The 17,197-nt window shown below is 72.7% G+C and carries 18 protein-coding genes and 1 tRNA gene; 10 read left to right on the top strand and 9 right to left on the bottom strand.

All coding sequences use genetic code 11. From position 1 onward, the window contains the following. Positions 1-69: 69 nt before the first annotated feature. From AB0K43_RS24800 to AB0K43_RS24770, 7 genes are all read left to right on the top strand, one after another. Positions 70-510 (top strand): cupin domain-containing protein, encoded by a 441-nt coding sequence (locus AB0K43_RS24800; protein ID WP_363643319.1) that lies wholly within the window; start codon positions 70-72, stop codon positions 508-510. Beyond that, positions 507-1,772 (top strand): beta-ketoacyl-[acyl-carrier-protein] synthase family protein, encoded by a 1,266-nt coding sequence (locus AB0K43_RS24795; RefSeq protein WP_363643317.1) that lies wholly within the window; start codon positions 507-509, stop codon positions 1,770-1,772. The genes AB0K43_RS24800 and AB0K43_RS24795 overlap by 4 nt, the downstream gene beginning before the upstream one ends. Continuing rightward, the gene (locus AB0K43_RS24790; protein WP_363643315.1) at positions 1,769-2,998 is read left to right on the top strand and encodes a beta-ketoacyl synthase N-terminal-like domain-containing protein; all 1,230 of its coding nucleotides are present in this window, start codon (positions 1,769-1,771) and stop codon (positions 2,996-2,998) included. Before AB0K43_RS24795 ends, AB0K43_RS24790 begins: the two co-directional genes overlap by 4 nt. A 49-nt stretch (positions 2,999-3,047) precedes the next feature. Continuing rightward, on the top strand, positions 3,048-3,302 hold the full coding sequence (locus AB0K43_RS24785) for an acyl carrier protein (protein ID WP_363643313.1): 255 nt from the start codon (positions 3,048-3,050) through the stop codon (positions 3,300-3,302). Position 3,303: 1 nt separating this feature from the next. After that, positions 3,304-3,759, top strand: coding sequence for an SRPBCC family protein (locus tag AB0K43_RS24780; protein ID WP_363643311.1), 456 nt, complete (start codon positions 3,304-3,306; stop codon positions 3,757-3,759). Positions 3,760-3,764: 5 nt separating this feature from the next. Next, positions 3,765-4,097 carry a TcmI family type II polyketide cyclase gene (locus AB0K43_RS24775; RefSeq protein WP_363643380.1) on the top strand — a complete coding sequence of 111 codons (333 nt, stop codon included), beginning with the start codon at positions 3,765-3,767 and terminating at the stop codon, positions 4,095-4,097. Between the two features lie 276 nt (positions 4,098-4,373). Then, positions 4,374-4,769, top strand: a complete 396-nt coding sequence (locus AB0K43_RS24770) for a hypothetical protein (RefSeq protein ID WP_363643309.1) — start codon at positions 4,374-4,376, stop codon at positions 4,767-4,769. Positions 4,770-4,844: 75 nt separating this feature from the next. On the opposite strand, the gene AB0K43_RS24765 is transcribed toward AB0K43_RS24770, so the two are convergent. Next, positions 4,845-5,906 (bottom strand): methyltransferase, encoded by a 1,062-nt coding sequence (locus tag AB0K43_RS24765; RefSeq protein ID WP_363643307.1) that lies wholly within the window; start codon positions 5,904-5,906, stop codon positions 4,845-4,847. Between the two features lie 49 nt (positions 5,907-5,955). After that, positions 5,956-7,017: a right-handed parallel beta-helix repeat-containing protein gene (locus tag AB0K43_RS24760; RefSeq protein ID WP_363643305.1), complete on the bottom strand. Its 1,062-nt coding sequence runs from the start codon at positions 7,015-7,017 to the stop codon at positions 5,956-5,958. Between the two features lie 180 nt (positions 7,018-7,197). Between AB0K43_RS24760 and AB0K43_RS24755 the strand changes: the two genes are divergently transcribed. Further along, positions 7,198-7,767, top strand: a complete 570-nt coding sequence (locus tag AB0K43_RS24755) for a pyridoxamine 5'-phosphate oxidase family protein (protein WP_363643303.1) — start codon at positions 7,198-7,200, stop codon at positions 7,765-7,767. Positions 7,768-7,799: 32 nt separating this feature from the next. On the opposite strand, the gene AB0K43_RS24750 is transcribed toward AB0K43_RS24755, so the two are convergent. From AB0K43_RS24750 to AB0K43_RS24735, 4 genes are all read right to left on the bottom strand, one after another. Beyond that, the gene (locus tag AB0K43_RS24750) at positions 7,800-8,408 is read right to left on the bottom strand and encodes a universal stress protein (protein WP_363643301.1); all 609 of its coding nucleotides are present in this window, start codon (positions 8,406-8,408) and stop codon (positions 7,800-7,802) included. Between the two features lie 4 nt (positions 8,409-8,412). Then, entirely contained in the window at positions 8,413-9,669 is a 1,257-nt protein-coding gene (locus AB0K43_RS24745) for an SLC13 family permease (RefSeq protein ID WP_363643378.1), read from the bottom strand. Between the two features lie 173 nt (positions 9,670-9,842). Beyond that, positions 9,843-9,916, bottom strand: a tRNA-Pro gene (locus AB0K43_RS24740). 112 nt (positions 9,917-10,028) lie between these two features. Continuing rightward, on the bottom strand, positions 10,029-10,970 hold the full coding sequence (locus AB0K43_RS24735) for a metallophosphoesterase (protein WP_363643299.1): 942 nt from the start codon (positions 10,968-10,970) through the stop codon (positions 10,029-10,031). A 144-nt stretch (positions 10,971-11,114) separates the two neighbouring features. Here AB0K43_RS24735 and AB0K43_RS24730 point away from each other — a divergent pair, with 144 nt between their 5' ends. Further along, on the top strand, positions 11,115-11,570 hold the full coding sequence (locus tag AB0K43_RS24730; RefSeq protein WP_363643297.1) for a GatB/YqeY domain-containing protein: 456 nt from the start codon (positions 11,115-11,117) through the stop codon (positions 11,568-11,570). Between the two features lie 134 nt (positions 11,571-11,704). Here the strand turns inward: AB0K43_RS24730 and AB0K43_RS24725 are convergent, their stop codons facing one another. Further along, the gene (locus AB0K43_RS24725) at positions 11,705-13,957 is read right to left on the bottom strand and encodes a transglycosylase domain-containing protein (protein ID WP_363643295.1); all 2,253 of its coding nucleotides are present in this window, start codon (positions 13,955-13,957) and stop codon (positions 11,705-11,707) included. 400 nt (positions 13,958-14,357) lie between these two features. On the opposite strand from AB0K43_RS24725, the gene AB0K43_RS24720 reads away from it, so the two are divergent. Beyond that, positions 14,358-14,681 carry a WhiB family transcriptional regulator gene (locus tag AB0K43_RS24720; RefSeq protein ID WP_033817598.1) on the top strand — a complete coding sequence of 108 codons (324 nt, stop codon included), beginning with the start codon at positions 14,358-14,360 and terminating at the stop codon, positions 14,679-14,681. 224 nt (positions 14,682-14,905) lie between these two features. Here the strand turns inward: AB0K43_RS24720 and AB0K43_RS24715 are convergent, their stop codons facing one another. After that, positions 14,906-16,072: an ArsA family ATPase gene (locus AB0K43_RS24715; protein WP_363643293.1), complete on the bottom strand. Its 1,167-nt coding sequence runs from the start codon at positions 16,070-16,072 to the stop codon at positions 14,906-14,908. Next, positions 16,069-17,142 (bottom strand): ArsA-related P-loop ATPase, encoded by a 1,074-nt coding sequence (locus AB0K43_RS24710; RefSeq protein WP_363643291.1) that lies wholly within the window; start codon positions 17,140-17,142, stop codon positions 16,069-16,071. The genes AB0K43_RS24715 and AB0K43_RS24710 overlap by 4 nt, the downstream gene beginning before the upstream one ends. Positions 17,143-17,197: the final 55 nt, after the last annotated feature.

The raw sequence follows: 17,197 nt of genomic DNA, 5'->3' as shown, positions 1-17,197 counted from the left end.
CAGCACGTGCTCCGACCGGCCGCCGGCCGGTCAGGGGCCTTTCCAGCCAGTCATCTTGGAGGTAGCACCATGACCACGCAGTTCCCACGCATCGTGCACGTCGACGAGGCCGAGCCGAACCGCCGACGCGGCGGCGACCTGCGCGCCATGCTCACCCCGACCACCGTGGGCGCCACCAGCGGGTTCATGGGCCTGGCCATCGTCCAACCGGGAGACCGGATCGGCGAGCACTACCACCCGTACTCCGAGGAGTTCGTCTACGTCGTCTGCGGCGACCTGGAGGTGGACCTCGACGGGGTCGCGCACCCGCTGCGCCCCGAGCAGGGGCTCATGATCCCGATCAACATGAAGCACCGCTTCCGCAACGTCGGCGACACCGAGGCCCGGATGGTCTTCCACCTCGGGCCGCTCGCCCCCCGGCCGGAGCTGGGCCACGTGGACACCGAGGAGACCCGCAGTGAGGAGTCACACCGGGCCGTCCCCCCGGAACACGTCCGGGTGAACTCGTGACCAGGCGCGTCGCGGTCACCGGGATCGGCATCGTCGCCCCCGGCGGCGTCGGGGTCCGGGCCTTCTGGGACCTGCTGACCGCCGGTCGCACGGCGACCCGCGGCATCACCCTGTTCGACCCCACCGGATTCCGCTCCAGGATCGCCGCGGAGTGCGACTTCGACCCGTCGGCCTGCGGGCTGGACGGGGAGCAGATCGCCCGCGCGGACCGGTACGTCCAGTTCGCCCTGGTCGCCGCCGCCGAGGCGGTCCGCGACTCGGGCCTCGACCTCGCCGCCGAGGATCCCTGGCGGATCGGGGTGTCGCTGGGCACCGCGGTCGGCGGCACCACCCGGCTGGAGCACGACTACGCCCTGGTCAGCGCCGGCGGCGCGCGCTGGGACGTGGACCACCGCAAGGCCGAGCAGCACCTGCACCGGGCCTTCGCCCCGAGCACGCTCGCCTCCGCGGTCGCCGAGCAGAGCGGCGCCCGCGGACCGGTCCAGACCGTCTCCACCGGCTGCACCTCCGGCCTCGACGCGGTCGGCTACGCCTTCCAGAGCATCCAGGACGGCCGGGCCGACGTGTGCGTCGCCGGCGCCTCGGACTCGCCGATCTCCCCGATCACGGTGGCCTGCTTCGACGCCATCCACGCGACCTCCGAGCGCAACGACGACCCCGCGCACGCCTCCCGGCCGTTCGACGCCAACCGGGACGGCTTCGTGCTGGGCGAGGGCGGCGCCGTCCTGATCCTGGAGGAGCTGGAACACGCCCGCCGCCGGGGCGCCCGGATCTACTGCGAGGTCAGCGGCTTCGCGACGTTCGGCAACGCGTACCACATGACCGGGCTCACCCAGGAGGGCCGGGAGATGTCGGAGGCGATCGACAGCGCGCTGAACCAGGCGCGGGTGAACAGCTCCGACATCGACTACGTCAACGCGCACGGCTCCGGCACCAAGCAGAACGACCGCCACGAGACGGCGGCCGTCAAGCGCTCGCTGGGCACCCACGCCTACGGGACGCCGATGAGCTCGATCAAGTCGATGGTCGGCCACTCGCTCGGCGCGATCGGCGCCATCGAGCTGGTCGCCTGCGCCCTGGCGCTGGACAACGGGGTGGTCCCGCCGACCGCCAACTACGAGACCCCGGACCCGGAGTGCGACCTCGACTACGTGCCGAGGACCGCCCGCTCGCTCCCGCTGCGCAACGTGCTCTCGGTCGGCAGCGGATTCGGCGGCTTCCAGTCCGCGGTCGTCCTGCGACGTGAGGGGGTGACGGCATGACCACCCGGACCGACCGCCGTGCCGTGATCACCGGCGTCGGCGTCATCGCGCCCAACGGCGTCGGCGCCGACGACTTCTGGAAGGCCACCCGGGAGGGTGCCACCGCGCTCGGCCCGATCACCCGGGAGGGCTGCGAGCAGCTGCCGATGCGGATCGCCGGCCAGGTGCACGGCTTCGACGCCGAGGCCGCGATCGAAGGGCGCTACCTCGTCCAGACCGACCGCTTCACGCACTACGCGATGGCCGCGGCCGACCTGGCGCTGGAGGATGCCCGGCTCGGCGCGGACCCCGAGGACCCGTTCGCGGTGGGCGTGGTGACCGCGGCCGGCTCCGGCGGCGGCGAGTTCGGCCAGCGCGAGCTGCAGAACCTCTGGGGCCAGGGCCCGCACTTCGTCGGCCCGTACCAGTCCATCGCCTGGTTCTACGCGGCCAGCACCGGCCAGATCTCGATCCGCGGCGGCTTCAAGGGGCCGTGCGCGGTGGTGGCCAGCGACGAGGCCGGCGGCCTCGACGCCCTCGCCCACGCCGTCCGGACCATCCGGCGCGGCACCGACACCGTCGTGGTGGGCGCCGCCGAGGCGCCGCTCGCCCCGTACTCGATGGTCTGCCAGCTCGGATACCGCGAGCTCAGCCTCAGCGACGACCCCGACCGGGCCTACCTGCCGTTCAGCGCGCAGGCCGGCGGATTCGTGCCCGCGGAGGGCGGCGCGATGTTCGTGGCCGAGGACGAGGGCGCGGCCCGCCGCCGGGGCGCCCGGATCCGGGCCGTCCTGGCGGGCCACGCCGCCACCTTCACCGGCGCCTCGCGGTGGGCGGAGTCCCGGGAGGGCCTCGCGCACGCCATCCGCGGCGCCCTGGAGGAGGCGCACTGCGCCCCCGACGAGATCGACGTGGTCTTCGCGGACGCCCTCGGCGTACCGGAGGCGGACCGCGCCGAGGCCCTCGCCATCGCCGACGCGCTCGGCGGCCACGCCACCCGCGTCCCGGTGACCGCGCCCAAGGCCGGCACCGGCCGGGCGTACTGCGGCGCACCGCTGATCGACTCCGCCGCCGCCGTGCTCGCGATGGAGCAGGGTCTGGTACCGCCCACCCCCAACGTCACCGACGTCTGCCACGACCTCGACCTGGTGACGGGCTACTCGCGCACGGCCGAGCTGCGCACCGCCCTGGTGCTCAGCCGCGGGCTGATGGGCTCCAACGCGGCCCTGGTGCTGCGCCGGCCCTGACCGGGGCGCCGGTGGGCGGCCCGACCGATCCGACAAGGAGAACACCCTGATGAACCACCACCTGACGCACGAAGAGCTCGCCGCGCTGATCAAGACCCGGGCCGGCATCACCATCGCCCCCGAGGCGATCGAGCACCCCGACGCCACCTTCGACGACTTCGGCGTCGACTCGCTCGGCCTGCTCGGCATCGTGGGCGAGCTGGAGAACCGCTACCAGGCCCAGATCGCCCCCGGGGCCGAGATGGCCAAGACCCCGCAGCAGTTCCTCGACGCCGTCAACTCATCCGTGAAGACAGGAGCCTGACATGGCCGGACACACCGACAACGAGATCCTCATCGCCGCCCCCGTCGACCTGGTCTGGGAGATCACCAACGACCTGGAGAACTGGCCGCAGCTGTTCAGCGAGTACGCCACCGTCGAGGTGCTGGAGCGCGACGGCCAGCGGACCACCTTCCGCCTCACCATGCACCCCGACGAGAACGGCACGGTCTGGAGCTGGGTCTCCGAGCGCGAGACCGACCGCCACGCCCTCGCCGTCCGCGCCCGCCGGGTCGAGCCGGGCCCGTTCGAGTTCATGGACATCCGCTGGGAGTACGCCGAGGCGCCGGACGGCACCCGGATGCGCTGGATCCAGGACTTCGCCATGAAGCCCACCGCGCCGGTCGACGACGAGGCGATGACCAACCACATCAACCGCAACTCGCGGATCCAGATGGAGCTGATCAGGGACAAGGTGGAGAAGCGGGTGGCCAACGCATGAGCGAGCTGCACCGCACCCTGATCGTCGCCCGGATGAAGCCCGACGCGGCCTCCGGCATCGCCGAGGTCTTCGAGACCTCCGACCGGGGCGAGCTGCCGCACCTGATCGGCGTCACCGGCCGCAGCCTGTTCCAGTTCGGCGACCTCTACATGCACCTGATCGAGGCCGACCGCCCGCCCGGCCCCGCGGTCGCCGAGCTGGCCGGCCACCCCGAGTTCCGGGACGTCAGCCGGCAGCTCACCGCGTACGTCCAGGCCTACGACCCGGCCACCTGGCGTGAGCCCAAGGACGCGATGGCGCGGGAGTTCTACCGCTGGGAGCGCGCCGGGAGCTCGTGACACCCGCCGGCCGTACCACCCGGGCTCCGCGCACCCGATCGGGTGCGCGGAGCCGGTGCACGACCGGCCCCCGTCGCAGGAGTGGGACCCCGCCGCGCGCGGGGTCCCGGCGTGTCCGGCCGGTCCGGCCGGCCGCCGTGCCGGGCGATCGTGACCCTGACGTCGCACCCCGGTGGCAGCCGGCCCGATGGTGGCGGACGGTGGTGAAAGTGCCCGTGCGTCCCCTGTGCTGACGGAGCGTCGGCAGGCGCACCAGGGCCGAAAGGAAGACCGTCCATGCGTATCGCACGTGCTCTCCTCGCCGGAGCGGCGCTGTCCGCCACCGTCCTGCTGGCCGCACCGGCCGCCCACGCGGAGGACGGGGCGGACCGCCCCGTCCTCACCTGGGAGCAGAAGCAGGCCAAGGCGGCCAGCCCCGAAGGACAGCAGGCCTGGCAGGAGAAGCAGGCGCGCGCCGCCGCGGAGGAGGCCGGGGAGGCCGCCGACGACGCCGAGGCCGCCGCGGAGCCGGCTGCCGAGCACCCGCGGCCGACCGGCGGGGTGCACGCCGGCGGTGGCGGCACCGCGCCGGTGGACGGGCCCGGTGCGGCCGCCTTCGTCCTGCTGAGCGGCGGGGTGGCGGCCGGTGCGGTGATGCTGCGCCGGCGCCGCTTCGGAGCCGCCGCGCTCTGAGCCCCTGTGGGCACCTGAACACGGGTCCGGCCCGTCGGCGAGCGCCGACGGGCCGGACCTCGTTGTGCCGCCGGATCAGGCGGGCACGGTGCTCTCGAAGGCGTGCAGGTAGGGGTTGACCGGCCGAACGTCCCGGACCAGCAGCCCGGCCTCCGTCATCAGCGCGAGCATGCTCTCCCGGGAGTGCTTGGCGCCGCCGACGTTGAGCAGCAGCATCAGGTCCATCGCGGTGGTGAACCGCATCGACGGGCTGTCGTCGACCAGGTTCTCCACCACCACCAGCCGGGCGCCCGGGCGGGCGGCCGCGAGCACGTTGCGCAGCGTGCGGCGGGTGCTCTCGTCGTCCCATTCGAGGATGTTCTTGATGATGTAGAGATCGGCCTGGACGGGGATCTCGACCCGGCAGTCGCCCGGGACCAGCCGGGTCCGGTCGGCCAGGGCGCCGCCCGGCAGCAGCCGGGGGTCGGCGTTGGCGACGACCTGGGGGAGGTCGAGCAGCGTGCCGTGCAGGTGCGGGTGCTTCTCCAGCAGGCTGGCCAGCACATGGCCCTGGCCGCCGCCGATGTCGACCACGCTGGACACGCCGTCGAGGTCGTCCAGGAAGGCGGCGAGGTCGGCCGCGGACTGCCGGCTGGAGCTGGTCATGGCCTGGTTGAAGACCTTGGCCGAGTCGGCGGCGTCGGAGTGCAGGTAGTCGAAGAACTCCTTGCCGTACAGGTCCGGGAAGATGTTCCGGCCGGAGCGGACGGCCTCGTCGAGGCGGGGCCAGGCCTGCCAGGTCCACGGCTCGGTGCACCACAGCGCGATGTGGCGCAGGCTGTTCGGGGCGTCCTCGCGCAGCTGGCGGGACATGTCGGTGTGGGCGTAGCGGTCGTCCTCGGTCTCCGTGAAGACGCCGTAGCAGGACAGCGCGCGCAGCAGCCGGCGCAGCGGCCTCGGCTCGGCCTGGACGGCGGCGGCCAGCTGGTCGACCGTCATGGGCTGCTCGCCGAGCGCGTCGGCGACGCCCAGCGAGGCGGCGGCGCGGACGGCGGCGGCGCAGGCGGCGCCGAAGACCAGCTCCCGCAGGCGCATCGCGGCCTGCGGGGACGGGGCGGGGGAGGGAGCGGTGGCGGTGGCGGGTTCGGTGATGGTCATCGGGCGACCTCTCTCGTGGTGGGCGCCCGGCGGGTGCCCGGGCGGGTCATCAGCAACGGCCGGCGGGTTCGGAGACGTGGCAGGTGTTCTTGGCGAAGGTGTTGTCCGTCCCGGCGCTGTCGCGGTCGGCCAGGTCGGCCGGGCCGTTGCGGAGCACGACGTTGTCCTCGACCGAGATCCGGGAGTTCGGCGTGCCAACCACGCTGCGGAACAGCACGATGCCGCCGGACATCGGCGATGCGCCGCTGTTGTCCTCGACCCGGTTGCCGGTCACCAGGGTGTCCTCGGCGCCGGTGACGAGGATGCCGGTGCCCTGGATGAAGTCGAGCCGGGGGTTGGGCGGGCAGTACTTGTTGTTCTCGTACACGTGGTTGCGACGGACGGTCAGCGCCCCGGCGCGGGGGATCCCCTCGTCGCCCACCACGAACACGCCGCCGCAGTTGCCGGAGATGGCGTTGTGCTCGACGGTGAGCTCGCGGGCGCGGCGGACCACGACGCCGATCCGGTTGCCGGTGAGGCGGTTGCCGCTGATCACGGTGCCCTGGGTGTCGATGGCACCGCCCTCCGCGTCGACCGCGTTGGCCAGGAAGACGCCGGCCTGGCCGTTGTTCACGGCCTCGTTGCCGACCACGTGCGCGCGGGTGGACTTCTCCTGGCTGATGCCCTGCTGGCCGTTGTCGCGGACCAGCAGGCCGCGGACCTGGAGCCCGTCCGTCATGGTCGCCGACACGCCGTTCTTGGCGAATCCCTGGACCGTGAGGGACTCGATCCGGACATCGGTGAGCGGCTGGGCCGCGGTGCCCGTGACGCAGAGCCCGTGGCCGGCGGCGGCGCAGGCGTTGTCCGAGGGCTGCTCGGCGGGGGTGATCACGGTGGCCCGGCCCATCCCGCGGATGGTCAGGCCCGGGGTGGTGACCAGGACGCTCTCCCGGTAGGTGCCGGCCGGGATCTGGATGCTGTCGCCGGGGGCCGCGGCATCGACCGCCTGCTGGATCGACTCGCCCGGTCGGACCAGATGCCACGTCGCGGCATGCGCGGGGGGAGCAGCTCCCAGGCTGGCGAGAAGGGCTGCGGTGAGGCCCGCACAGTAGTGGATCGGTCGCGTGGGCATGGCGTGGTGACCTGCTTTCCGGTGTCCGGTGGAGTCCGTGGGCTGCGACGTGCCGAGGCCCCGGCAGGGCACACGGCCGCCAGATCGAAGCTATGGGCGATCACGGTGGCCCGCCACTCAGCGTGTCCGTACGATGCCCTGGGGTGATGGTGGGTGCGGTGTCCGACGGAGGTGATCGCGGTGCCCGAAGACCTGCCCGATCTACCCGGCCTGTCCGACCCGGCCGGTGACGACCCGGTCGTCGTCGGGCGGCCGCACATGCCCGGCTACGGGATCCTGCCGGCGGACCGGGGCGGCGGCCTGCTGCCGTGGTCCTGGGCGCGGCGGCGGCTGACCGACTCGCACGACTACTGGGTCTGCACCGTCCGGCCGGACGGTCGGCCGCACGCGATGCCGGTCTGGGGCGTCTGGCTCGACGGGGCGCTCTGGTTCAGCAGCAGCCGGCAGTCCCGCAAGGCCCGGAACCTGGCCGAGCGGCCGGACTGTGTGGTGGCCACCGACGACCCGCACCGGCCGGTGGTGCTGGAGGGCCGGGCCGCGGCGGTGACCGAACCGGCCGCCATCGCCGCCTTCCTGGCCGGGCTCAACGCGAAGTACCGCACCGACTACGGGATCGACTTCCTCGATCCGGCGGTCAACGCCACCTTCCGGGTGCGGCCGACCGCGGTGATCGGCCTCCGGCAGGAGGACTTCACCGGCTCGCCGACCCGCTGGCGTTTCCGGCCGCCCGAGGCCGCCCACGGGGGCTGAGCGACGGCGGCGCGGGTCAGCGGCGGCGCGGGTCAGCGGCGCTCGGGCCGGTCGGGCCGGTCGGGCTGGTCGGGCTGGTGGGGCTGGTCGGGCTGGTCGGGCTGGTGGGGCTGGTCGGGCTGGTCGGGCTGGTGGGGCGGCAGCGGTGGGAGGGTGGCGACGCCGGGCGCGGATTCGGGCCACACCAGCAGCACGGGGCAGGGGGCGTGGTCGACCACGAAGCGGCCGGCCGGGCCGAGGCTCCGCGGCCCCAGGCGGGCGCGGTCCCCGTCGCGGGCGAGGATCAGCAGGTCGGCGCCTTCGGCGGCGGCGACCACCTCCCGTTCGATCCGCCCGGTCCGCTCCACCCGGGTGCAGGGCAGCGCGAGCCGGTCGGCCGCGGCGGTGAGCAGCCGGTCGGCGGAGACCGCGGCGAGCTCCTCCAGACGGGTGCCGGGGTCGCTCCCCCACCCCTCGGCCGGGCGACGCCCGGACGGGTGGCCCCGTCCGAGCAGTCCGGCGAACGCGCCGTGCGCGGCGCCCGGCACGTCGAGCCCGCTGACGTGCAGCAGGACGATCCCGGAAGCGCGCGGCGCATGGGCCCGGGCGGCGTCGACGCAGGCGGGCCAGGTGCCCTCGGTGATCCAGACGAGGACGGTCACGGCTTCACCCTCCGATGAGCTGCACGGACCCCCACAGTGCCACCACCGCCAGGACGAGGGAAGCGGGCACGGTGAGCAGCCCGAGCCGGGTGAACTCGGCGAGGCCGACCTCGGTGTCGTGCTCGCGGACGATGCGCCGCCACAGCAGGGTGGCCAGCGAACCGGCGTAGGTGAGGTTCGGGCCGATGTTCACCCCGAGCAGCACGGCGAGCACCGCGGCGGGGCCGGCGGGGGCGGTGAGGGGCAGCAGGACCAGGGTGGCGGGCAGGTTGTTGATCAGGTTCGCCAGGACGGCGGCCAGCGCGGCGAGGCCGAGCAGGGCCGGCAGCGTGGTGCCCTGCGGCACGAGGTGCGCGAGCGCCGTGGCGAGCCCGTTGTCGACCACCGCGCGGACCACGATGCCGAGCGCCAGCACGAAGGCGAGGAAGGGCACCGAGGCGGAGCGCAGGATCGCCCGCGGGGTGGTCCGGCGCCGGGCCAGGGCCCGGCCGGCCAGCGCGAGGGCGCCGGCCAGCGCGGCCCACGCCGGGTCGACGCCGACCGCGGAGGTGAGGATGAAGCCGGCCAGCGTGCAGCCGACGGTGGCCAGCGCGAACAGCGGCATCCGGGGCGCCGCGCCGGCGGCCGGGGCCCGGGCGCCGGCGTCCAGGTCGACGGCGAAGAACCTGCGCATCACCGCGTACTCGACGCCGATGGCCGCCAGCCACGGAAGCGCCATCAGCGCGGCGAACCGGGTGAAGCTCAGCCCGCTGGCCGCGAACGCCAGCAGGTTGGTCAGGTTGGAGACCGGCAGCAGCAGGGAGGCGGTGTTCGACAGGTGGGTGCAGGCGTAGACGTGCGGCTTGGGGCGGGCGCCGAGGCGGGCCGCGGTGGCGAAGACCACCGGGGTGAGCAGCACCACGGTGGCGTCCAGGCTGAGCACCGCCGTGACGACCGAGGCGATCGCGAACACCTGGACCAGCAGCCGCCGCGGCCGACCGGTCGCGGTGCGGGCCATCCACGCACCGCAGGCCTGGAACAGCCCCTCGTCGTCGCACAGCTGGGCCAGCACCAGGACGGCCGCCAGGAAGCCGATCACCGGGCCGAGCCGCTGGGCCTCGGCCACCGCGTGGTCGAGCGGGATCACCCCGGTCGCCAGCACCAGGCCCGCGGCCGGCACCGCCACCACGGCCTCCGGCCAGCCCCACGGCCGGACGACGGCACAGGCCAGCACCAGCAGCAGCAGGCCTACCGACAGCGCTTCGGCCGACGACGTGTTCAGGGTCCACTCCTTGCGGCAGGCATCGCGGGCAAGCCCCTCACCGCACCTCTGGCGATCTGTCAGCCGGTGGTCGACGGGCGCGGCCGCCGATCTTCGAGGCCGGCCACAGCAGCACATGCTGGCACAACGTCAGAGGGCCCATCGGATCTCTCCGATGGGCCCTCTGCACTGGGTCGGGGTGGCGGGATTTGAACCCACGGCCTCTTCGTCCCGAACGAAGCGCGCTACCAAGCTGCGCCACACCCCGGTCCTGCTGTTGTTGCTTCCGTCTCCGGCGCAACGAGTAGAACTCTACCGGACGTGCGCCGAGAGACGAAATCCGATTCCCCGGAGTGCTTCCCCGCAGGTCGCAGGGGGGCTCAGCGGCGGGCGGTGAGGGTGAGCAGGGTGGCCTCGGGCGGGCAGGCGAAGCGGACCGGGGTGTAGCGGTTGGTGCCGCAGCCGGCCGAGACGTGCAGGTAGGAGCGGTGGCCCCCGGCCCGGTGGGTGGAGAGGCCCTTCACCCGGTCGGTGTCCAGGTCGCAGTTGGTGACCAGGGCGCCGTAGAAGGGGATGCAGAGCTGCCCGCCGTGGGTGTGCCCCGCCAGTATCAGCGGGTACCGGTCGGCGGTGAAGGCGTCCAGCACCCGCAGGTACGGGGCGTGCACCACGGCCAGCGAGAGGTCGGCGTCGGCCGAGGGGCCGCCGGCCACCTCCTGGTAGCGGTCCTGCCGGATGTGCGGGTCGTCCAGGCCGGTGAACTCGACGTCCAGGCCGGCCAGGGTCAGCCGGCCGCGGGCGTTGTTGAGGTTGATCCAGCCGGCCGCGTCGAAGCCGTCGCGGAGCTTCTGCCAGGGGTTGTGGACGGCGCCGGTGATGCCACGTCGGCTGGTGCCGTCCGGGTTGTTGAGCCCGTGGATGCCGCTGCGGAGCGCGCTCAGGTAGCGGGTCGGGCTCTTGCGGGCGGGGCCGTAGTAGTCGTTGGAGCCGAAGACGTAGACGCCCGGGAAGTCCATCAGCGGGCCGAGCGCGTCGAGCGTGGCGGGCACGCCGAGCGGGTCGGAGAGGTTGTCGCCGGTGTTCACCACCAGGTCGGGCCGCAGGCCCGCCAGGCTCTGCAGCCAGCGCTGCTTCTTGCCCTGCCCGGCGACCATGTGGATGTCGGAGAGCTGGAGCACCCGGATCGGCCGCGCCCCGCGCGGCAGGATCGGGACCTCGACCCGGCGGAGCCGGAACGAGCGGACCTCGTACCCGGCGGCGTAGGCGAGGCAGGCGGCGCCGGTGGCGGCGATTCCGAGCGGGACGGAGTACAGCGGTCGCATCACCCCATGCTCTCAGACGGGCGATCAGCGGCCGAACCCGCAGGTGGTCGCGGGGGCTCCCGGCGGCCGATCGGCGGGCGGGCCGGGGGCGGCCGGCACCTTAATCGGGGGCGTCGGGCCCGGTCAGGTGCGAGACTCGTCGCCATGACGACGCTTAAGCAGCAGCTGCAGGAGGACCTGACGGCTGCGATCAGGGCCCGGGACGAGCTGCGCTCCTCCACCATCCGGCTGACTCTGTCGGCGGTCACCGCGGAGGAGGTGTCCGGCACCACCAAGCGCGAGCTCTCCGACGACGAGGTGCTCAAGCTGGTGGTCCGCGAGGCGAAGAAGCGGCGGGAGGCGGCCGAGGCCTTCGAGCAGGCCGGCCGGACCGAGTCGGCGGCCCGGGAGCGGGCCGAGGGCGAGGTGCTGGCCCAGTACCTGCCGCAGCAGCTCTCGGACGAGGAGTTGACCGCGATCGTCGCCGAGGCGGTGGCCCAGGCCGGCGCCACCGGGCCGCAGGCGATGGGTGCGGTGATGAAGCTGGTCCGCCCGAAGGTCGGCGACCGCGCCGAGGGCGGCCGGGTGGCCGCCGCGGTGAAGGCCGCGCTGGCGGGCTGAGCCAACGGCGACGGCCGGCCGGCCGACCAGCCGACCGACCGGCCCCCGCACACGACTGAGGGCGGCTCCCCGGACCAGCAGGGGGGCCGCCCTCGGGCGATCGGTGCTCCGGGAGGCCCCGCAGCACCGGGAGGTCAGTGCCGGCGCCCGCCGGTGCCGCCGTTCCCGTTGCCGCCGTTACCGCCGTTGCCGTTCCCGCCTCCGCCGTCCGTGCCGATCGGCGGGAAGGTGAAGCCGCCGTTCACCAGGCCGCCGATCACGGCGTCCCCGGAGGGCGGGGAGGCGCCGTCGGTGGGCGGGGTGGTCGGTGCGGTGGGCACGGGGATGTTGACGGTGTGGAAGCTCGACTTCGGCGTGCTGTCCAGCGCGTCGTTCATCGCCAGCTGCCAGATCGGGCCGGGGCCGTCGGCGCCGTAGACGGCGCTGAAGTACTTGCCACCGATCTTGATGTTCTTCATCGAGACGTTGCCGGTCGGGCCGCCGAGCCAGACCGAGGTGGACAGCTCCGGGGTGAAGCCGGTGAACCAGGCCGCGTACCGGTTGTCGGTGGTACCGGTCTTGCCGGCGATCTGCCGCCCGCCGTCGAGGCCGAGCGAGGAGCCGGTGCCCTTCTCCGTCACGCCGAGCAGCAGGGTGGCGACGCCGTCCGCGGTGGTCTGGGACATCACCTGGCTGCAGTTGGCCTTCGGCACGTCGACCTTCTTGCCGTCGGCGGCGACCATCGAGCTGATCGCGATCGGGCTGCAGTACAGGCCCCGGGCGGCGAAGGTGGCGTAGGCGTTGGCCATGGTCAGCGGGCTGACCTCCTGGGTGCCCAGCACCATGGAGGGGACCTGCTCCATCGGCTTGCCGTTGGACTTGTTCTTGATGCCGAGCTTGTCGGCCATCTGCTTCATCGGGCAGAGCCCGACCTGCTGCTCCATCTGCACGAAGTAGGTGTTGACCGACTTCGCCATCGCGTCCTTGAGGGAGAACGGCCCGACCTCGGTGGCGGACTCGTTCTCCACCGTCGCCGGGTCGGTCTTGCTGTTCTTCCAGGTGCCCTCGCAGGTGCTCATGGACGGGTAGTCCATGTCGTGCGGGGCCGGGTACTCCTGGGTGATCGGGATGCCCGACTCCAGGGCGGCGGCAGCCAGGATCGGCTTGAACGTCGAGCCGGGGGAGAAGCCGTTGCCGCCGCCCATGGCGGCGTCGACGTTGAGGTTGAGGACGGTCTGGTTCTTGGCGCCGTCCAGTCCGTACGGCCGGGTCTGCGCCATTGCCAGGATCTCGCCGGTGCCGGGCTTGACCATGGTGGCCGCGGCCGAGACCGAGTCGGTCGCGTAGACCTTCTTGGTCACCGCGTTGAAGGCGGCGGCCTGCTTGTCCGGGTCGATGGTGGTGTAGATCTTCAGGCCGCCCTGGCTCCACAGCTTCTGCCGCTCGGTGGCGGTCTTGCCGAAGACCGGGTCCTGCTTGACCACCCGGCGGACGTAGTCGCAGAAGAAGCCCATCCCCGCCTGCGCGGTGATGCAGCCGTTCAGCGGCTCGGTGTACTTGATGCCGAGCGGGGCGTCGGTGGCGGCCTTGGCCTCCTCCGGGGTGATGTGCTTGGCGTCCAGCAGCTTGCCGATCACCGTGTTCCGCCGGGTCTGCGCCGCCTGCGGGTGCAGGATCGGGTCGTAGGCGGTGGGGTTCTGCACCAGGCCCGCGAGCATGGCGGCCTCGGGGATGGTCAGGTCCTTGGCGCTCTTGCTGAAGTAGCGGTTCGAGGCGGACTCGATGCCGTACGCCTGGTGGCCGTAGAAGGTGATGTTGAGGTAGTTGGTGAGGATCTGATCCTTGGTCAGCTCCTCCTCCAGCTTGATGGCGTACTTCAGCTCCTGGATCTTGCGGCCCAGGCTCTTGCGGGTGGCGTCCAGGAAGGCCTGCTGGTCGTCGCCGGCCTGCTCGACGAAGACGTTCTTCACGTACTGCTGGGTCAGCGTCGACGCACCCTGGGTGGCGGAGCCGGCCTCGGCGTTCTTGGTGGCGGCCCGCAGCACGCCCTTCAGGTCGACGGCGCCGTGCTCGTAGAAGCGGGCGTCCTCGATGTCGACCTGGGCCTTGCGCATGATCGGCGCGATCTGGTCCGCGGTCAGGATGGTGCGGTCCCGGTCGTAGACCTTGGCGATCAGCCCGCCCTTGGCGTCGTAGATGGTCGACGCCTGCGAGAGGGTGGGGGTCTTGAAGTCGGCCGGGATGTTGTCGAAGCTGTCGGCCGTGTCCTTGGCCGTGAGCCCGAGCGCGCCGACGGCCGGCAGGGCCATGCCGGCGACCAGGACTCCGGCGAGGACGCTGCCGCCCAGGAACTTGACGCCGAGGCTCGCCTTGTCGAGCGCTGATCCCGCGGTTCGCTGAGGTGCCATGGGAGAACCCTACGTGGCGGATTCCCCTCCATGGGGGCAGGTGTTCGCCTAGGCTTGTCACAAGACTGCGACAGCTTCGCTCTGTACATCATCACCACTCTTGTGAGTGATGAGCTTCGCCCGATTTGTGGCTTTTTGCAGCCAATGCTGCAGGGGTATGTCCTCGTTTTTGACAGCAGAGTGTGACGATAGCTGCTCCGGGAGTGTCGGCAAGGGCTGCGACCTGCGATCACTCCAACGAGTGAGGTGTTGGGTACCCATAGTCCGATTGGGTCATTTGAGATTGAGCCCGAAGGGGCTGTTGCGGAGTCCCGTTCTTCCGTAACGTCCTCAACTGGCAGCGGTGAATATGCCGTTGCCGCCGTGGGGGAGCCCCGATTCGGGAGAGGACGGCGCCGGCATGGGCTGGGTAGACGACTGGAGCGCACAGGCGGCCTGCCGCACGAGCGATCCGGATGAATTGTTCGTTCAGGGGGCCGCGCAGAATCGCGCCAAGGCGGTGTGCAGCGGGTGTCCCGTCCGCACCGAATGCCTGGCCGACGCGCTCGACAACCGGGTCGAATTCGGTGTCTGGGGAGGCATGACGGAGCGGGAGCGCAGGGCGCTGCTGCGTCGTCGGCCGACGGTCGGCTCCTGGCGCCGGCTGCTGGAGACGGCGCGGACGGAGTACGAGGAGTCGCTGGCCACCGGCGTGATCCTGCGGGACTACGCACAGGCGGGCTGAGCACCACCCGCGATCGGTCGTACGAGCTGACGGGCAGTCGGCAGGTGTGGGGGCGGTGAACGACGGATGCCGGTGAGGCCGGCGCCCGTGTCCCGCCCGGTGCACCAGAGGGGGTCTGCTGCCCGAGCCGCTCGTCCGGCTCCGTTCTGTGGTTCGGCGCCGGCGCTTCGCGTCGGCGTTTCGTATTGGCTGTGCGTATCGGCTGTGCGTCCGGGCTTGTCGTCTCAGCCCGACCGCTTGGTCGCGGGCCGCGGCGCACCGAGGCGTTCGCCGACGATGCGCAGCCCGGCCAGGTCGTGCACGTCGCCCGCCAGGGCGGGCACCTCGACCATCGGCACGTCCGGGTAGACCGACACGAAGCGGTCCCGGGTACGCCGCTCCCGGTTCATGATCTGCATCCGCTCCGCGTGCAGCCGCAGCAGCCCCGCGGCCAGTGTCTCGGCGTGCACGGTGGTGGCCTGCGAGCCGTTCTCCTCCAGCGCCTCGGCGGCGGCCAGCGCCCGTTCCGCGGTGAGCTGGGAAGCCCCGGTGGAGTGCACCCGGTTGAGCACCAGCCCGGCCAGCGGCATCTCGTCCGCGGCCAGCCGGTCGACGAAGTACGCGGCCTCGCGCAGCGCGTCCCGCTCCGGCGCGGCGACCACCAGGAAGGCGGTGCCCGGCGCCTTGAGCAGCTGGTACGTCCGGTCCGCGCGCTCCCGGAAGCCGCCGAACATGGAGTCCATCGCGCTGACGAAGGTCTGGATGTCGGTCAGCAGCTGAGCCCCGAAGATCTTGCCCAGGGTGCCGGTCAGCAGCCCCATGCCGACGTTGAGGAACTTCATCGCGCTCCGCCCGCCGACCTTGGCCGGGGCGGTGAGCAGCCGGATCACCCGGCCGTCCAGGAAGGAGCCGAGCCGGCCGGGGGCGTCCAGGAAGTCCAGGGCGGAGCGGGACGGCGGGGTGTCCACCACGATCAGGTCCCAGCGCTCGGCCGCGCGCAGCTGGCCGAGCTTCTCCATCGCCATGTACTCCTGGGTGCCGGCGAAACCGGCCGACAGCGACTGGTAGAAGGGGTTCTCCAGGATCGCCTTGGCCCGCTCCGGATCGGCGTGGGCCAGCACGACCTCGTCGAAGGTCCGCTTCATGTCGAGCATCATCGCCTGCAGCTCGCCCGGGCCCTCGACGCCCTTGACCACCCGGGGGGTGTTGTCCAGCTCGGTCAGGCCCATCGACTGGGCCAGCCGCCGGGCAGGGTCGATGGTCAGCACCACGGCCTTGCGGCCGCGCTCGGCGGCGCGCAGGCCGATCGCCGCCGCCGTGGTGGTCTTGCCGACCCCGCCCGAGCCGCAGCAGACCACGATCCGGGTCGCCGGGTCGTCGATCAGCGCGTCGATCTCCAACCGGGTCGTCATGCCGCCCCCTGCCGCTTGAGTTCGCCCGCGAGCCGGTACAGCCCGCCGAGGTCCACGCCTTCGCCGAGCAGCGGCAGCTCGTACGTCGGCAGCTTCAGCTGTTGCAGGTCCGCCCGCTGCTCCCGCTCCAGCTCCACCCGCTCGGCGTGCTCCCTGGCCTGCTCCAGCAGCGGGTCGATCAGCGGTTCGACGGCGGCCCGGATGGTGTCCGGCTTGCGGGAGCGGCCGCCGAGACCGGCCTCGCCGAGCGCCTGGGCGACCTCCTCGCGGTGGTCGCCGTGCACCGCCTCGACCGCGGCCGCGTCCAGCAGCGGTGGCCGGACCATGTTCACCAGCACCCCGCCGAGCGGCAGCTGGGCCTCGCGCAGTTCGCCGATCCCGTCGACCGTCTCCTGCACCGGCATCTCCTCCAGCAGCGTCACGAAGTGCACCGCCGTCTCGGGCGACTTCAACACGCGCATCACGGCCTGGGCCTGATTGTGTATCGGCCCGAACCGGGCCAGCCCGGCGACCTCGGAGTTCACGTTCAGGAAGCGGGTGATCCGGCCGGTCGGCGGGGCGTCCATCACGATCGCGTCGTACGCCCGGCGGCCGTCCGCGCCCTTGCGGCGGGCGGCCTCGCAGGCCTTGCCGGTGAGCAGGACGTCGCGGACGCCCGGCGCGACCGTGGTGGCGAAGTCCACGAAGCCGACCTTCTGCAGGGCCTTGCCGGCCCGGCCGAGCTTGTAGAACATCTCCAGGTACTCCAGCAGCGCCTGCTCGGTGTCGATCGCCAGCGCGAACAGCTCGCCCGGCCGGGCGCCGTCGGCGGCGGGCAGGCCGAGCCTGGACCGGCTGACGGTGGCGACCTTGCGCTCCTCGTAGGGCAGGGCGGAGATCCCGAACAGCTCGGCGATGCCCTGCCGGCCCTCCACCTCGATCAGCAGGGTCCGGCCCCCTTCGGCGGCCAGCGCCAGGGCGAGCGCGGCGGCCAGCGTGGTCTTCCCGGTGCCGCCCTTGCCGCTGACGACATGCAGTCGCACGCCCTCCCAGTCCGGGCCGCGCTCCTCGGGGCCGGGGGTGCTCGCCACGCTCCGTCTCCGTCCGTCCGTCGACCGGCACCGCCTGGTGCCCTCCCCGTGAGCG

Origin of the sequence: Kitasatospora sp. NPDC049258 (assembly GCF_040678895.1) — a bacterium.
Taxonomy (GTDB): Bacteria; Actinomycetota; Actinomycetes; order Streptomycetales; family Streptomycetaceae; genus Kitasatospora.
The sequence above is the reverse complement of the archived record's forward strand: the minus strand, read 5'-3'. Positions and strand labels throughout refer to the sequence as shown.

What these genes read in the sequence shown, in the direction of transcription:
- AB0K43_RS24780 (WP_363643311.1), top strand. Translation starts at nt 3,304, where the DNA reads ATGGCCGGACACACCGACAACGAGATCCTCATCGCCGCCCCCGTCGAC.
- AB0K43_RS24720 (WP_033817598.1), top strand. Translation starts at nt 14,358, where the DNA reads ATGGGCTGGGTAGACGACTGGAGCGCACAGGCGGCCTGCCGCACGAGC.
- AB0K43_RS24765 (WP_363643307.1), bottom strand. Translation starts at nt 5,906, where the DNA reads ATGACCATCACCGAACCCGCCACCGCCACCGCTCCCTCCCCCGCCCCG.
- AB0K43_RS24715 (WP_363643293.1), bottom strand. Translation starts at nt 16,072, where the DNA reads ATGACGACCCGGTTGGAGATCGACGCGCTGATCGACGACCCGGCGACC.
- AB0K43_RS24735 (WP_363643299.1), bottom strand. Translation starts at nt 10,970, where the DNA reads ATGCGACCGCTGTACTCCGTCCCGCTCGGAATCGCCGCCACCGGCGCC.
- AB0K43_RS24770 (WP_363643309.1), top strand. Translation starts at nt 4,374, where the DNA reads ATGCGTATCGCACGTGCTCTCCTCGCCGGAGCGGCGCTGTCCGCCACC.
- AB0K43_RS24730 (WP_363643297.1), top strand. Translation starts at nt 11,115, where the DNA reads ATGACGACGCTTAAGCAGCAGCTGCAGGAGGACCTGACGGCTGCGATC.
- AB0K43_RS24790 (WP_363643315.1), top strand. Translation starts at nt 1,769, where the DNA reads ATGACCACCCGGACCGACCGCCGTGCCGTGATCACCGGCGTCGGCGTC.
- AB0K43_RS24760 (WP_363643305.1), bottom strand. Translation starts at nt 7,017, where the DNA reads ATGCCCACGCGACCGATCCACTACTGTGCGGGCCTCACCGCAGCCCTT.
- AB0K43_RS24725 (WP_363643295.1), bottom strand. Translation starts at nt 13,957, where the DNA reads ATGGCACCTCAGCGAACCGCGGGATCAGCGCTCGACAAGGCGAGCCTC.
- AB0K43_RS24800 (WP_363643319.1), top strand. Translation starts at nt 70, where the DNA reads ATGACCACGCAGTTCCCACGCATCGTGCACGTCGACGAGGCCGAGCCG.
- AB0K43_RS24785 (WP_363643313.1), top strand. Translation starts at nt 3,048, where the DNA reads ATGAACCACCACCTGACGCACGAAGAGCTCGCCGCGCTGATCAAGACC.